10 protein-coding genes are annotated in these 14,595 nt (G+C 62.0%); 5 read left to right on the forward strand and 5 right to left on the reverse strand.

What is annotated here, in order from left to right; translation table 11 throughout:
* Positions 1–13: 13 nt before the first annotated feature.
* Positions 14–1,138 carry a DNA topoisomerase IV subunit A gene (locus tag ABEJ63_RS10935; protein ID WP_375796407.1) on the reverse strand — a complete coding sequence of 375 codons (1,125 nt, stop codon included), beginning with the start codon at positions 1,136–1,138 and terminating at the stop codon, positions 14–16.
* Positions 1,135–3,519 (reverse strand): DNA topoisomerase VI subunit B, encoded by a 2,385-nt coding sequence (locus tag ABEJ63_RS10940; protein ID WP_375796408.1) that lies wholly within the window; start codon positions 3,517–3,519, stop codon positions 1,135–1,137. Before ABEJ63_RS10940 ends, ABEJ63_RS10935 begins: the two co-directional genes overlap by 4 nt.
* A 96-nt stretch (positions 3,520–3,615) precedes the next feature.
* Here ABEJ63_RS10940 and ABEJ63_RS10945 point away from each other — a divergent pair, with 96 nt between their 5' ends.
* From ABEJ63_RS10945 to gyrA, 3 genes are all read left to right on the forward strand, one after another.
* Entirely contained in the window at positions 3,616–5,649 is a 2,034-nt protein-coding gene (locus ABEJ63_RS10945; RefSeq protein WP_375796409.1) for a prolyl oligopeptidase family protein, read from the forward strand.
* A 76-nt stretch (positions 5,650–5,725) separates the two neighbouring features.
* A complete protein-coding gene (gene gyrB, locus ABEJ63_RS10950; RefSeq protein WP_375796410.1) occupies positions 5,726–7,639 on the forward strand; it encodes a DNA topoisomerase (ATP-hydrolyzing) subunit B in 1,914 nt (637 codons plus the stop codon).
* On the forward strand, positions 7,636–10,104 hold the full coding sequence (gyrA, locus tag ABEJ63_RS10955) for a DNA gyrase subunit A (protein ID WP_375796411.1): 2,469 nt from the start codon (positions 7,636–7,638) through the stop codon (positions 10,102–10,104). The genes gyrB and gyrA overlap by 4 nt, the downstream gene beginning before the upstream one ends.
* Here gyrA and ABEJ63_RS10960 read toward each other — a convergent pair.
* The 3 genes from ABEJ63_RS10960 to ABEJ63_RS10970 are packed head-to-tail and all read right to left on the reverse strand — an operon-like array spanning position 10,101 to position 12,270.
* Positions 10,101–10,382, reverse strand: a complete 282-nt coding sequence (locus tag ABEJ63_RS10960) for a hypothetical protein (RefSeq protein WP_375796412.1) — start codon at positions 10,380–10,382, stop codon at positions 10,101–10,103. The two genes, gyrA and ABEJ63_RS10960, sit on opposite strands and share 4 nt — an antisense overlap.
* A gap of 38 nt (positions 10,383–10,420) precedes the next feature.
* The gene (gene rocF / locus ABEJ63_RS10965; RefSeq protein ID WP_375796413.1) at positions 10,421–11,317 is read right to left on the reverse strand and encodes an arginase; all 897 of its coding nucleotides are present in this window, start codon (positions 11,315–11,317) and stop codon (positions 10,421–10,423) included.
* A 38-nt stretch (positions 11,318–11,355) separates the two neighbouring features.
* Complete coding sequence (locus ABEJ63_RS10970; RefSeq protein ID WP_375796414.1) at positions 11,356–12,270, reverse strand: NAD-dependent epimerase/dehydratase family protein; 915 nt, start codon at positions 12,268–12,270, stop codon at positions 11,356–11,358.
* 94 nt (positions 12,271–12,364) lie between these two features.
* Between ABEJ63_RS10970 and ABEJ63_RS10975 the strand changes: the two genes are divergently transcribed.
* Both ABEJ63_RS10975 and ABEJ63_RS10980 read left to right on the forward strand, forming a co-directional pair.
* Positions 12,365–12,904 (forward strand): Rrf2 family transcriptional regulator, encoded by a 540-nt coding sequence (locus ABEJ63_RS10975; protein ID WP_375796415.1) that lies wholly within the window; start codon positions 12,365–12,367, stop codon positions 12,902–12,904.
* 48 nt (positions 12,905–12,952) lie between these two features.
* Complete coding sequence (locus tag ABEJ63_RS10980) at positions 12,953–14,122, forward strand: NAD(P)/FAD-dependent oxidoreductase (RefSeq protein WP_375796416.1); 1,170 nt, start codon at positions 12,953–12,955, stop codon at positions 14,120–14,122.
* Positions 14,123–14,595: the final 473 nt, after the last annotated feature.

Raw genomic sequence — 14,595 nt, forward strand, 5'->3', positions numbered from 1 at the left:
CCGCGGTTCCGTCTTAGATGATATCCATCTCCGCGAGCCGCGTTGGGAGGTACTCGTCGGTGACGAAGTCGAGCCCGCGAGAGGCGAGCGCCTGCTGTTCAGACTTCTTTTCCATCTCAAGCTGGAGGCCGATCTGTTCCTCCCAGAAGTCCGTCTGGAAGCGGGGGTCGTCGAGTTCCGACTCAAGCGCGTTTACGTCTGAATCCGACAGGGGATCTGAAGGCAGGTCGTACTCTTGGATGTCCTGCGGGCGGATACCAACGAACTGTGCGGCGGGCGTCGCGAGGTACTCTGAGAGGTGAGCAGACTTGATAGAACCATAGGCGACGGAGCCGTAGATGCGGTAGGACCATGGGTCACCGTCTGTAAACACCGCCACCGGCAGCCCGAGTTCGTCGTTGAGCCGGCGGGTGATGCGCCGGGTCGCGCGTGCGGGCTGACCCTTCAGGTGGACGATGAGCGCGTCGTGCTTCTCGTCGAAGCCGTTCTCCACGAGCCGGTCGCGCATCCCCCCCGTCTCCACACAGAGAATGAACGCGGCGTCGTGCTCGAGGAACTCAATGGTATCAGGGTTGTTGGGTATCTGGTAGCCGCCCTCACCGACGTCTTTCTGACAGTGGATGACCCGTTCGCCGCGACGGGTCTGTTCGCGGAGCTCAAGCGGTCCCATGATAGTCGCCCCCGACTCTTCCGGGCGCATATGGAAGTCCTCACGGGTGACCCCGGAGACCAGCTCTAAGTCCTCCACAAGCTGGTTCGATTCGTCCTGGCTTGAGAACTGGGCGTACTCGTTGTCCCACGACTCCGAGAGGTAGTACAACTCCCGGAGCGTCGAGGAGCGGTCCTCGTCGAGCTGGGTGGCGAGGAACTCCACCGTGTAGATTGACTTGAGCAGCTTCTTGGCCCCGCGCACAGAGTTCGCCGACCGTGTGGAGTGGCGGTCGCCGAGCACCCACACACCCGACTCCTCGTCGAAGACGATGTTCGACTTCGTGCGCGTGGGTATCTCCATCGAGGGGACGTCCCCGCCTTCAAACTGGTCGTAGAACGTCTCAGCCAGTTCGATGAGCCGGCGGCGCGCCTTCTCGTCCTGTACCTCGGGATCCGTGTCGACCGGGGTATCTTGATCTGAGCTCATGCGTTCACCGTGACCTTCTCAGCCTCGACGCCTTCGACCGACAGGTCGAATTCGGCGTCATCGCTCACCTCGTACTCGATGCTCGTCTCCTCGCCGCCCGCTACATCGACACTCCATTTCACGAACCATTCGCCGTCCATCTCCACTACGGTTGCACCGGCGACATCGCCAGGGTTCTCTGTGACGATATCGGTCAGCTCGAGGTCGACCCCTGAGGAGTCGTGGTTCTGGACCGTCAGACGGACACGGCCGTCCTCGACAGTCCGGTCGACGAGCGTATTATTCATGATGCGCGCCAGCGAGTCATCGATATTAAGCGGCTCGCGGGCGGTCACCTCCGAGAGTTTGCGGGCCATCTCCGGAAGGATATCGACGAGCGTGTTTTGTTTGCGGCGGCGCTTCTCTAAGGATCGCTGCTCGTTGAGATACGTCTTCAGCTCCCGGGCGGCTTCCCGTAACGCCAGTTCGATTTCGTCTTCAATCTCCGGGACGTTCGCAACCGCATCCTTCGACTCGCTGGTGAACGGGACGTTCGTGGAGGCGATATGTATCATGATGACACAGGGGCCGTTGGGCATCCCGCTCCCGCCCGGCTGGTCAAGCCCGTAGTTACGCCAGTTGATGCGCTTGACGACGCCCGTTGTCGAGCAGGCGCCGAGCCGGTAGACCAGCGGGACGCGGTTAGCGAAACGGAGTACCTCAACGTTCCCTTCTGCCGGGAGTGACCCGCCATATGCGATGCCTGCCTCAACGATGAACGGGTCACCGCGGTGGACCTCGGCGTCGCGGGTGGCCGCCGCGTAGAAATCGGCGTCGTACTCTTTGCGGAGCCCGGCCTCAACGAGCGACTCCTCAATTGGGGCGAGACAGCCCGTCGGCGGCGAGAGGATGTCAGTCTCCCGCATCGCCTCTAAGAACGCCGCCGCCGTGTCGCGGTCGTCCGCGACGTCGGTGACACTCGGCGTATCATCTGGCACCGTCTCCATCAGGCGCCACAGCGCGTCAGTCACCTTCTCACGGGCCGTCTCACCGAATGTCTCGCCATCGCGCTCCTCAGTCATCTCCGCCGAGCGAGCAACGTAGTCGGAGAGCGTCTCTCTGGTCGCCCGATCGCGGCCGTCGTCGTTGCTCGCGAACTTCTCAGCGACCCGTCGCGCGAGCCCCGCGACGGCCTCGTCGTCCTTCCGGGAGGTAGTTGCCTCGTCAACGACGTCGATAAGATTCTCGGCGCGCGAGTCGGTGCAGGCCGACCACGCCGCAGCAACGGCGTTCTCGCGGGTCGTCTCGCCGAAGGTCTTGTCTGACCGCTCTTCGGCGGCCTCGGCAGTCTCGTCGATTGCCATGACAACGTCGTGGTGGGCTACCCGGTCGTGGGCGGTGATGGCCTCTGCGACGTCGGCCGCGAACGCCGCAGTCGCCTCACGCCCCTTATTCGAGACAGCCGCAATGACAGCAGTCTCCACTTCTGTCCCGTCGGTCGGTGGCCGCCACGTCATCTCGCGGCCAAAATAGCGGTCGCGGAAGCTGTCGAGCACCGACCCGGCTGTCTTCGCGCCCACACGAGTGAATTCCTCCTGCATGAAGCCGGACAGCGAGTAGGAGTCGGTTGCCTCCAGCATCTTCAGTAGTGTCCCAAGTTCGACGCCGTGTGGGTGGGGGCGTATCTCCTCCGTCTCGTCGGGGAGTTGGTCGGTTGCCCGCTCGTACTTCTGGTGGGTTTCGGGTTCGCGGAACTCGATACGGGCGTGTGGATTGACGACAGCGGTATACTTGATGTAGTCGTGCAGTTGCTGGCGAGCCCGCATGTTCGCCTCCATCTCGAGTTCGATGCGGGTGCCGTGGGGTCGCTCCCAGGTAGTCTCCTCATCAACCTCGATTTCGGGCTCGTTTGTGTCCGTGTCGATGGTCAGTTCGAAGTAGCGGGCCTGCTGGTCGGCGCCCGTCTTCGCCGTAATCTTCGCGGGCTTGCCGGAGGTGAGCTGTGCGTACAGCACTGCCGCGGAGATGCCAATACCCTGCTGACCGCGGGACTGCTCGCGAGCGTGGAACCGTGAGCCGTACAACAGTTTCCCGAACACCTTTGGCACCTGCTCGCGGGTGATGCCGGGGCCGTTGTCCTCGACGACGAGCCGGTAGTAATCGCCAGCATCCTCGATTTCGACGTAGATGTCCGGAAGGATGCCCGCCTCCTCGGTGGCGTCGAGCGCGTTGTCAACGGCCTCCTTGACGGCCGTAACGAGGGCCTTGCCGCCGGAGTCGAAGCCGAGCATCTGCTTGTTCTTCTCGAAGAACTCGGCGATAGAGATGGAGCGCTGAGACTCGGCGAGTTCCTCGGCGACGGTGCCGCCGCCCTCGCCAAGCGTCGACTGGAACGAAGTCATCTGACGGACGATTGTCGGCCGGGGAGTAAAACAGTCGCGGTGGCTCGGTGAAAGTGGAACGCGGAGTTTTATATCGGCTCGACGGCTAAACGGTCCGTGCGCGACCACCCGCCCGAGACGCCCCGCGAGCCGGTAACCGAGACGCGCCACGGCACGGAGGTGGTCGACCCATACCAGTGGCTCGAGGCCGACGACGACCGCGTAGCGGATTGGATCGACGCACAGAACGAGTATGCCGACAGCGTGCTCGCCACCCCGACGCGCGACGCGCTCCGTCCGGCCTTCGAGCGGGCCTCGCGGATTGCCGAGCACGGTTCGGTAACTGCCGCCGGTGGCCGCTACTTCCGGACCATCGAGGCGCCAGACGAGGACCACGCCGTTCTCTACGTCGAGTCATCTCCCGGGGGCGAGCGCCGGGTACTCGTCAATCCAAACGAGTTCGCAGCGCCGGCCGCCTCGATGAACTGGCATGTCGTCGGTCCGGATGGCGAGCGGGTGGCGTACGGCTACGACGAGGGCGGCGAGGAGCAGTACGATGTCCGCGTGCTCGATGTCGAGACAGGCGACCGCAGGGAGACGGTGCCCGGCGTCGGTCGCACCAACCCAGGCGGGTTTGCGTGGACCGATGAGGGCTTTTACTTCGTCCGGACCGGCGGCGCCGACAACGACGGCGGCCAGCTCGACCGCGCGCTCTACTACCACAAGCATGGCACCGACTCCGCCGCCGACCGGCTCGTCACCGACGCGTTCGGTCCACGCGAACTCGCCGTACTGACGACCGATGACGAAGGGACCTGCTTCGTCGCTATCAACGACGGGTGGGACACGACTGAACTGTATCGGCTCGATGAATCGCGGGCCGACCCACTGGTGCCGCTGTTCGTCGACTTAGACGCGAATATCGAGATAACCACCGACGACGAGTATCTTTACCTGCGGACAGACGCTGGTGCCGACCGTGGGCGGGTCCTGCAAATCTCATTGGGGACCGCCCGTGAGGGCGAGCGGCTCTCGCTGGAGACATTCCCCGAGGCGGTTCCAGAGACTGAAGACGTCCTACGGGGAGTAGAGCCGGTCGGCGAGCGGCTCGCGGCGGTTCATCTGCGAGATGCAAGCAGCCGGCTCACGCTGTGGGCCGACGGCGAGTGCGTCGAGACAGTCCCGACGCCGGCGCTGTGTACTGTTCCGCCAGCGTCGCTCGATGCAGACGGGACTGGGGAGAAGCTATTCTATCGGGTTGAGGATTTCACGGCACCCAGCCGTGTGCACCAGTACGACGCGGCGAGCGGTGAGACGAGCGTCATCGCCCGGCCGGAGACGGAGCCCACCGTGCCGGTAACCGCAGAGCGATTGTTCTTTGAGTCGGACGATGGAACGGCAGTGCCGGCGTTCCTGGTGCACGCGGAGGGAAAGCCACCAGACGCGGAGACGCCCGCAATCGTCTACGGCTACGGAGGATTCCGGATTGCAATGACGCCATCATACCGACGGTTCGCAGGACCGTTTCTCGCGGCAGGCGGCGCATTCATTGTCGCGTGTCTACGTGGTGGCTCCGAGTATGGCGAGTCGTGGCATCGGGCAGGCACATTCGAACAGAAGCAAAATGTCTTCGACGATCTCTACGCCGTCGCCGAGGGGCTTGCCGGCGAGTACGCTGATCCCGACCGGCTAGCGGTATGGGGCGGCTCGAACGGCGGGCTGCTTGCGGGTGCGGCGCTTACCCAGCGGCCAGATCTTTGGACGGCGGTACTGTGTGAAGTTCCCTTACTCGACATGCTCCGATTCCACGAGTTCTTGCTGGGCGAGTCATGGACCACCGAGTACGGCTCGCCCGACGAGCCGGATGCGTTCGCGTATCTCCGGGCATACTCACCATATCATAACGTCACGAAGCGGGCTTATCCGGCGACGATGTTCACCACGGCATTAGGTGACACCCGTGTCCACCCCAGCCACGCCCGGAAAATGACTGCGCGGGTGCAGGCAAACCAGACAGGAGACGCGCCGATAATCCTGCGCACAGAGACGGATACCGGCCACGGCGTCGGGAAGCCAACTGAACGGATTGTCCGCGAGCAGTTGGACCGGTGGACATGGCTGTGCGACCGACTCAATGTGACGGTAGAGTAGTCATCGTAGTCACGCGCGCGACGCGCGTGCGGGGATTTATGTCGGAGACCGGCATAGGGTTGGTAAGATACTCCCAATGTCCAAAGAAGGTAGCTACGGTGCCGACCAAATACAGGTTCTCGAGGGATTAGAGGCGGTTCGCAAACGGCCCGCGATGTACGTCGGGTCCACGGACGCGCGAGGGCTCCACCACCTCGTCTACGAGGTTGTCGACAACTCAATCGATGAGGCGCTGGCCGGCCACTGCGACGAGATAGAGGTATGGCTCCACGAGGATGGTGCCGTCTCGGTAAGCGACGACGGCCGTGGCATCCCAGTGGACACCCACCGCGAGCACGACCGTCCCGCTTTGGAGGTTATCATGACTGTCCTCCACGCAGGTGGGAAGTTCGACAAGGAATCCTACCAAGTCTCCGGCGGTCTTCACGGCGTCGGCGTTAGCGTCGTCAACGCGCTCTCGAAGTGGCTAGAAGTGGAGGTAAAGCGCGACGGCCATCTCTACTATCACCGCTTCGAACGGGGCGTTCCAGACGGCGACATGGAGACGGTCCGCCCGCTTGATGAGGACGAAGAGACGGGCACGACAATCAAATTCTGGCCCGACGAGGAAGTGTTCGAGACGACGGAGTTTGCTTTCTCCACCCTGGAGTCGCGGCTTCGCGAGCTTGCCTTCCTCAATCCTGGGGTCGAAATATCCCTGGTTGACGAACGGGCTGACGAGTCTGCTCGGTTCCGTTACGAGGGCGGTATCCGCGAGTTTGTCACCTACCTCAACGAGACGCGCACGCCGCTACACGAGGAGGTGGTGTATGTCGCTGGCGAGGAGCAGGACATCAGCGTTGAGATAGCGCTGCAGGCAACCGACGGTGTGCAGGGTTCCATTCACGCGTTCGCAAACAATATCAATACCCGCGAGGGTGGCACCCATCTCACTGGATTCAAGACGGCGCTTACGCGGGTCGTCAACGACTACGCCAGCGAGCACGGGCTGGCGTCTGATGTCGACGGCAACCTTACAGGCGAAGACATCCGCGAGGGACTGACTGCAGTCATCTCTGTCAAGCACCCTGATCCACAATTCGAAGGCCAGACGAAGACGAAGCTCGGCAACAGCGAGGTGCGCGGAATTGTCGAAGGGCTGATGCATGAGTCCTTTGCTGCTTATTTCGAGGAGAATCCCGACACCGCAGAGGCCATTGTTGGTAAAGCCGTCGAGGCGGCAAAGGCCCGGCTCGCAGCCCAGAAAGCCGAAGAGCTGACACGCAGAAAGTCCGCGTTAGAATCGACATCACTGCCTGGGAAGTTGGCAGATTGTCAGAGCCGCGACCCTGCAGACTCGGAGCTGTTTGTCGTCGAGGGAGATTCGGCCGGCGGTAGCGCCAAGCAGGGCCGCAACCCCGAGTTTCAGGCCATCCTCCCACTACGCGGGAAGATTCTCAACGTGGAAAAACACCGACTTGACCGCATCCTCGAAAACGACCAGATACGCAATCTTATCACCGCCGTTGGCACTGGTATCGGCGACGAGTTCGATATCGAGGAGGCTCGCTATCACAAGATAATCATGATGACTGACGCGGACGTGGATGGCGCCCACATTCGGACGCTGTTGCTCACGTTCCTCTACCGGCACATGACACCGCTCATCGAGGCCGGCTACGTCTACGCGGCCCAGCCGCCGCTGTACCGCATCCGGAAGGGCGGGAACACTTACGACGCCATGACAGAGGCCGAGCGTGAGCGCATCATCGAGGAGGAGTGTGATGGCTCTCCCAGTCAGGTCCAGCGATTCAAGGGACTCGGCGAAATGAACCCCAAGCAGTTGTGGGACACAACGATGAACCCGGAGAACCGCATCCTCAAGCAAATCACTGTCGAGGACGCGGCCGCGGCCGACCGGATGTTTTCCGTGCTGATGGGTGATGCAGTTGAGCCGCGCAAACAGTTCATTAAGGAGCACGCTGATGACGCGGAGTGGGTGGATATATGAGCGCCGACGATGCTCCTGACGCCGACCCAGAGGTACCCGCCCAGCGGGTAGAGACGGTCCGCGTCGAGGAGGAGATGGAACAGTCGTACATCGACTACGCGATGTCTGTCATCGTTGGGCGGGCGCTCCCGGACGTACGGGACGGGCTGAAGCCGGTGCAGCGACGTATCCTCTATGCGATGCACGAGGCGAACATCACCGCCTCGGCCGGCCACCGAAAGTCCTCGAACGTCGTCGGAGACACGATGGGGAATTACCATCCTCACGGCGACAGCGCCATCTACGACGCACTCGCGCGGATGGCGCAGGATTTCTCGTTGCGTTATCCGCTGATAGATGGGCAAGGCAACTTCGGATCCATCGACGGCGATCCACCCGCAGCGATGCGGTACACCGAAGCCCGGATGTCGCCGCTCGCCGAAGAACTGCTCGCAGATATCGAGGAAGATACTGTCGACTTCGAGCCCAACTACGACGATCGGCTCACAGAGCCGGCGGTGTTGCCGGCGAAGGTGCCGAACCTGCTCGTCAACGGCGCCTCCGGCATCGCCGTCGGAATGTCGACAAATCTCCCGCCGCACAACCTGCGCGAGGTGGTCGATGCTGCAATCCACCTCATCGACAACCCCGACTGCACCGTCGCAGACCTCGTTGTCGAGCCTGACGGCGAAGGCTTCATCAAGGGACCCGACTTCCCGACAGGCGCGAACATTGTCGGGCGGGAAGGTATCTACGACGCCTACGAGTCCGGCCGCGGGCGACTCCGCGTCCGTGCCGAAATGGATATAGAGGAGAGCGACCGGGGCGGCGACCGCATAGTGGTCACAGAGCTTCCCTATCAGGAGAACAAGGCGCGCCGCATCGAGCGCATCGCGGAGGATGTCACCGACGGCACCATCGAAGGCATCAGTGACATTCGTGACGAGTCGGACCGTGACGGCGTCCGAGTTGTCATTGAGCTCAAGCGGGGCACAAACACCGAAGTGGTGAAAAATCAGCTGTTGGAGTCGCACCTCGAGAAGACGTTCTCGGTGCTATCGCTCGCGCTCGTGGATGGGCAGCCGCGCGTGCTCAATCTGAAGGAGTTGCTTGAGGAGTACGTCGACCACCGCCGCGAAGTAGTGCGGCGCCGCTCACAGTACCGACTCGATGAGGCGCGCGACCGCGCGCATATCCTCGAGGGACGGCTCCGCGCGCTGGAGAACGCCGAATCCGTCGTCGACCTGATTCGCGACAGCGACGACCGCGACGCAGCGAAGGCGGGGCTTCGCGAGGAGTTCGGCTTCTCGGCGGACCAGGCCCAACATATCGTCCGGATGCAGCTTGGCTCGCTCACCTCGATGGAAGCGGCCGACATCAAGTCGGAGTACGAGGACGTACAGGCGACAATCGAGCGGCTCGAGACCATCCTCGCCAATGAGTCGGAGCTACTCAGCGTCATCAAGGACGAACTCCGTGAGGTGCGCGAGGAGTACGGCGACGAGCGGCGTACGTCCGTCATCGAGGATACGGGGAGCGTCACCCGCGAAGACCTCATCCCAGAAGAGGATGTTGTCGTTGTGCTCACCGAGGAGGACTACGTGAAGCGAATGCCACTCTCGCAGTTCGATACTCAGCACCGCGGCGGCAAGGGTATCATCGGAGTCCGCCCGAAGGAGGGAGACCGCGTCTCGACTGTATTCCAGGCGAACACCCACGACTACCTGCTCGTGTTCACGAATCGCGGACAGGTATACCGGTTGAAGACCTACGAGATACCTGAGATGTCCCGAACCGCACGGGGGACGAACGTCGTGAACGTAATTGACCTCGACGGCGACGAGGAGGTGACCGCTGTCGTTGATGTCGATGACGTGGAAGATGAGGAGGGATACCTCGCGATGGCAACCCAACGGGGATATGTAAAGCGAACAGAACTATCCGCATTCAAGAACGTCCACTCTGGGGGGATTCGCGCCACGCGACTCGAGGAGGGCGATCGGCTCGTTGACGTCGTAGTCACGGATGGGACACAGGACATCGTTATCGGCACCCGACAAGGGATGACCATTCGTTTCGACGAGACGGAGGCTCGGTCGATGGGCCGGTCGGCCCGCGGGGTTAACGGCGTCGATTTGGAAGGAGACGACGAGGTGGCGGGGCTGGTCGCCACCAGCGAGGGTGACGGTCTCGAATTGCTCACCGTCACCCGGATGGGATATGGCAAACGCACGCCTCTTTCAGAGTACCGCCGCCAGTCCCGATACGGAAAGGGACTCGTCGACATCAAGACGAACGAACGGAACGGGGAGGCCTGCTCGCTCAACGCCGTCGATTCCGAGGACGGACTCGTCATCATGAGCGAGTCTGGTCAGATAATGCGGACGCGTGTCGATGAGGTTTCCCAGCAGGGCCGCAACACAATGGGCGTAACGGTGATGCGGCTCGACGAGGACGACTGGGTCGCCGGCGTCGATGTTATCTAATCCTCGGTCAGTTCGCGGTACTCCTCGCTGGTCATATCGACGCGCTCGCCGAGCCGGTCGTCGACTAACTCCGGCTCGTCAGCCTCGGCGGCCACCTGTCGGCCAATGTACGCAAGGGCGACGGCGATAATCGCCAGCGGCAAGCCAAGTGCTCCGACTACGAGTCCACTCGGTAGTGACGCCTCCATGAGAGTGGCGCCGCCAAGCAGCAGTGACGGGGCAGCGAAAGCAGCGAGCAAAAGGCCGACGACGAGTCGGGCACGCGTTCCCCCGAACATACACACAAGAGGAACGCGACGCATAAAAACACTCGGCGCTACAGTATTTGTTTGCCAAGCGCACTCGCGACGAGTTCTACGGCCAGTTCCGCTGTGCGGTTGTGGGTGTCAAGGACGGGATTCACCTCGACGACCTCCATCGAACGGATGTCGTCAAGTCGGTCAGCGACGGCCTCCATCGCGGCATGGGCTTCTCGGTACGTGACGCCGCCGCGGACGGGTGTGCCGACCCCGGGTGCTTCGTCAGGATCGAGGAAGTCCATGTCCAGAGAGACGTGAATTCCGGTGGCGCCCCCTGCGACCGCGAGCGCCTCGTCTGCGACGGCCGGCAGGCCGCGCTCGTCGACGTCAGACATTGTGAAGACGGAAACGTCGCTGTCACGCAGCGCGGCCCGTTCTCCTTCGTCAAGCGAACGGACGCCGACCAGCGCAACATTCGCTGGATCGACGGCGGATGCGTGGGCCCACTCACGGTCGGCGAATTCTCCCATCCCCAAGATGGCAGCTAACGACATGCCGTGGACGTTTCCAGAGGGAGTCGTCGCCGGAGTGTTGAAATCACCGTGGGCGTCGAACCAGACGACGCCTGTAGAGCCTTGGCGGGCAGCACCACCGACAGTCCCGATAGCAATGGAGTGGTCACCACCGAGTACGAGCGGGAATACGCCATCGGCGACTGTCTGTGCGACTACAGACCGGAGTTCGCGACAGACAGCCGCCGTCTCGTCGAGGTACTTCGCGTGACGACCCCCCGTCGGGTTGGCGACAGTCGTCTCCGGGCGGGGAACGGTGAGGTCGCCAGCGTCCGTGCACTCGTGGCCTGTCGCCTCAAGTTGCTCGTCCAGCCCAGCGTACCGGATGGCCGACGGCCCCATGTCGACTCCGCGGCGGTCCGCCCCGAGGTCCATCGGGACGCCGACGACCCTAACCTGCATGTACGCCGGTCGACAACGGGCGGTGAAAAACCGTTCGTTCAGTCGAGATATGGCGCACAGACGCGGCGAAGTCCATCTTCGAAGTCAATTTCGGGCTCCCATCCGGTCTCCTCCCGCATCTTCGAAGGGTCCGCCATCGTGTGGTGGACGTAGTTCTTCATCGTGTTCTCTGAGTAAGTGGGCTCCACGTCGGTACCGAGCACATCGTTGAGCCGATCGACGAGTTCGTTCAACGAACGGGACTCACCAGTGCCGAGGTTGTAGATACCGTCCAACTCATGATCAGCCGCGAGTTCTAGGCCGCGGACGATATCATTCACGTGGGTGAAATCGCGCGTCTGCGTGCCGTCGCCCCAGATGTCGGGCCGCTCGCCGTTAGCGATTTGATGGGCAAACTGCGCAATGAGGTTCGCGTACTCGCCCTTGTGCTCCTCAGCCCCGGAGAATCCTTGGTAAACGGAGAAGAACCGCATTCCGGCCATCGACAACCCGTGAAAATTCTGGTAATACTCGGCGTACCGCTCGCGGGCCAGCTTCGAGGCCTCGTAGCCGGTTCGGGCCTCTACCTCCATCGACTCAGGAGACGGCTCCGTCTGATCGCCATAGATAGAAGAAGTAGAGGCATAGATGACGGTGTCACACCCTGTTTCGCGCACCTGTTCAACGACATTGACAAATCCCTCGACATTGACGCGGACGCCACGAGCGGGGTCTTCCTCGTGCATCGCCCGCGAAGACAGCGCCGCGAGGTGAAACAGAACGTCAACGTCTGCCGGCAAGTCCTCTTCGAGGACCGACTGGTCGTAGAACTCAACAGCCTCAGCGAGGTTCGCCGGCGTACCGAGATACAGGTCGTCGATAGCAATCACGTCGTTGTCCGCGGCGAGATGGTTCGCGAGGTTGGAGCCGATGAACCCCGCGCCACCGGTTACGAGTACGCGCTTGCCGTCCATATCCGAGCGGCCGTACCCGCAGGGTAAGTGGCTACCGGTCGAGGGCCAGTCTCACCGCCGGCTTTAAGCCTGCCCTTGCCGAACAAAATTTATAATGTCGTCAATCGAGCTTACGCCCTCGCAAAAGAAGATACTCGAGGCCCTCATCAACCTCTACCGGGAGTCCGAGAGTGCTGTAAAAGGCGAGCAAATCGCCGAGGAAGTCGACCGTAATCCTGGCACCATCCGCAACCAGATGCAGAGCTTGAAAGCGCTCCAGTTGGTTGAGGGAGTGCCGGGGCCGAAAGGCGGTTACAAGCCGACCGGTACCGCCTACGACGCCCTCGAAATTCAGGAGATGGACCAGGCCGCGGATGTCCCGCTGAGACACGAGGGGCAGTCAGTACCGGGCGCGAACGTCCAAGAAATCGACCTGACCAGTGTCCACCACCCGGAGCTGTGTCGCGCCGAAATTCGCCTGCAAGGATCCATCAGTGACTTCCACGAGGGAGACTCCGTTGCGGTTGGCCCGACGCCGTTATCGAAGCTGCTTATTGAGGGAACGCTCGACGGGAAAGACGACACGAATAATAGCCTCATTCTTACCATCGACCGGATGCGCGCACCCGCCGAGGGAGAGACACCGAAGAAGTAGCCGCGGACGTTTCGCAGGGTTTGTATCGGAGGCCCGCACACAGCCAGTATGACCGACGATATCGTCGTGCTCGGCTCCGGCTACGCCGGAACGGGCGCGGTGAAGCGGCTCGAGCGAGAACTCGACGGCGAGGCAGACCTGGCCTGGGTGTCCGACGTCGACCACCATCTCGTCCTGCACGAGTCACACCGCATTATCCGTAATCCGGATGTCCGTGATCGTATCACCTTCGACTGCGAGGAGCTGAAGACCCCCTCGACGCGGTTCATCAACGCTCGGGTAGATGGCTTAGACACCGACGAACAAACAGTTCAACTCGCCGACGGATCGACAATCGATTACGACTACGTACTCGTTGCATTCGGCTCGCAAACAGCCTTCTTCGGTATCGACGGACTGGAGGAACATTCGCTGACGCTCAAGAGTCTTCAAGACGCCCTCGATATCCACGAGGCGGTCAAGGACGCTGCCGCCGAGGCGACGAAGGACGACCCTGCGCAGGTAGTCGTCGGCGGCGCCGGGCTATCGGGGATACAGTCAGCCGGCGAGATCGCGGAGTTCCGCGATCGCCATCGCGCGCCAATCGACATCCACCTTGTCGAGGGGCTGGACAACGTCTTCCCAAACAACGATCCCGTCGTGCAGGCGAAGCTAGCAAAGCTGCTTGATGAGCATGGCGTGAACGTGATGACCGGCGAGTTCATCGGCGAGGTTGACGAAAACACGGTCTACGTGGGCGAGGAGACGGAACTCGACTACGATGTGCTGCTGTGGACTGGCGGTATTACTGGCCAAGACGCCGCGGCCACAGCGGATGTAGAAAAGGACGAGCGGAGCAACCGCATCCACGCCGACCGTGACTTCACGACAAACGATGAACGGGTGTTCGCCATCGGTGACGCTGCGCTTGTCGACCAGCCGGGTGACAATCCCGCGCCACCGACAGCACAGGCCGCCTGGCAGGCCGCCGAGGTCGCCGGCGTCAACCTCGCGCGGGCCGTCCGTGGCCAGCCGCTTGAGACATGGACCCACGAGGACAAGGGCACGCTCATCTCTGTCGGTGATGAGGCCGTCGCTCACAACGTCATCGGCGTTCGTGAGATGGTTGATACGTTCGGCGGCCCCGCTGCCGAACTGCTGAAGAAGTCTGTCGCTGCACGGTGGATTAAGGATGTCGCCGGCTACGGAGCCGCCGCGAAGGCGTTCCCGGACATGTAGACTGAGACTCGTCGCGTAGACACACCTGCTCGTAGGCTACCAGCCGCCGCATATCGTGACAGACGTTGCGGACTCAGTCAAAACAGGACGACTCAGTCTCCTATCTTTCTGCGAGGAGAGAATCCCGCCGTTCACGGCGGGCGTGAATCCGACAACTCCTCTACGAACTACGTTCTGGCGCTGATACGGATATTTAGGTAATCTCAGTTCATATTGTGACAGACACCGAGGCGGTCACACCGCCCACCCAAATGCACAATATCGGGACTCCGAGGCCCTCGATGTTCGAGACACCCATCTCGAACCGCTGTGGTGTCTCGGTTGCGAGATAACTCCGAGTCCCCTGCCGGGATAGGAGTAACGGCGGTGTGGCCCCGCCATCGGCCTGTCATGCCGACGGGTCGTAAACCAGCAAATCTCCCAACTCAGCGGTGCGGTGCCGTGGGAAGCCTCGCCGTTTACGGCGAGGAGGA

Origin of the sequence: Halosegnis sp., assembly GCF_042216475.1 — an archaeon.
Lineage (GTDB): Archaea > Halobacteriota > Halobacteria > Halobacteriales > Haloarculaceae > Halosegnis.

Excerpts from the sequence above, each read along its gene's own strand:
- ABEJ63_RS10935 (WP_375796407.1), bottom strand. The coding sequence starts at position 1,138 with ATGAGCTCAGATCAAGATACCCCGGTCGACACGGATCCCGAGGTACAG.
- ABEJ63_RS10940 (WP_375796408.1), bottom strand. The coding sequence starts at position 3,519 with ATGACTTCGTTCCAGTCGACGCTTGGCGAGGGCGGCGGCACCGTCGCC.
- gyrB (WP_375796410.1), top strand. The coding sequence starts at position 5,726 with ATGTCCAAAGAAGGTAGCTACGGTGCCGACCAAATACAGGTTCTCGAG.
- gyrA (WP_375796411.1), top strand. The coding sequence starts at position 7,636 with ATGAGCGCCGACGATGCTCCTGACGCCGACCCAGAGGTACCCGCCCAG.
- ABEJ63_RS10960 (WP_375796412.1), bottom strand. The coding sequence starts at position 10,382 with ATGTTCGGGGGAACGCGTGCCCGACTCGTCGTCGGCCTTTTGCTCGCT.
- rocF (WP_375796413.1), bottom strand. The coding sequence starts at position 11,317 with ATGCAGGTTAGGGTCGTCGGCGTCCCGATGGACCTCGGGGCGGACCGC.
- ABEJ63_RS10970 (WP_375796414.1), bottom strand. The coding sequence starts at position 12,270 with ATGGACGGCAAGCGCGTACTCGTAACCGGTGGCGCGGGGTTCATCGGC.
- ABEJ63_RS10975 (WP_375796415.1), top strand. The coding sequence starts at position 12,365 with ATGTCGTCAATCGAGCTTACGCCCTCGCAAAAGAAGATACTCGAGGCC.
- ABEJ63_RS10980 (WP_375796416.1), top strand. The coding sequence starts at position 12,953 with ATGACCGACGATATCGTCGTGCTCGGCTCCGGCTACGCCGGAACGGGC.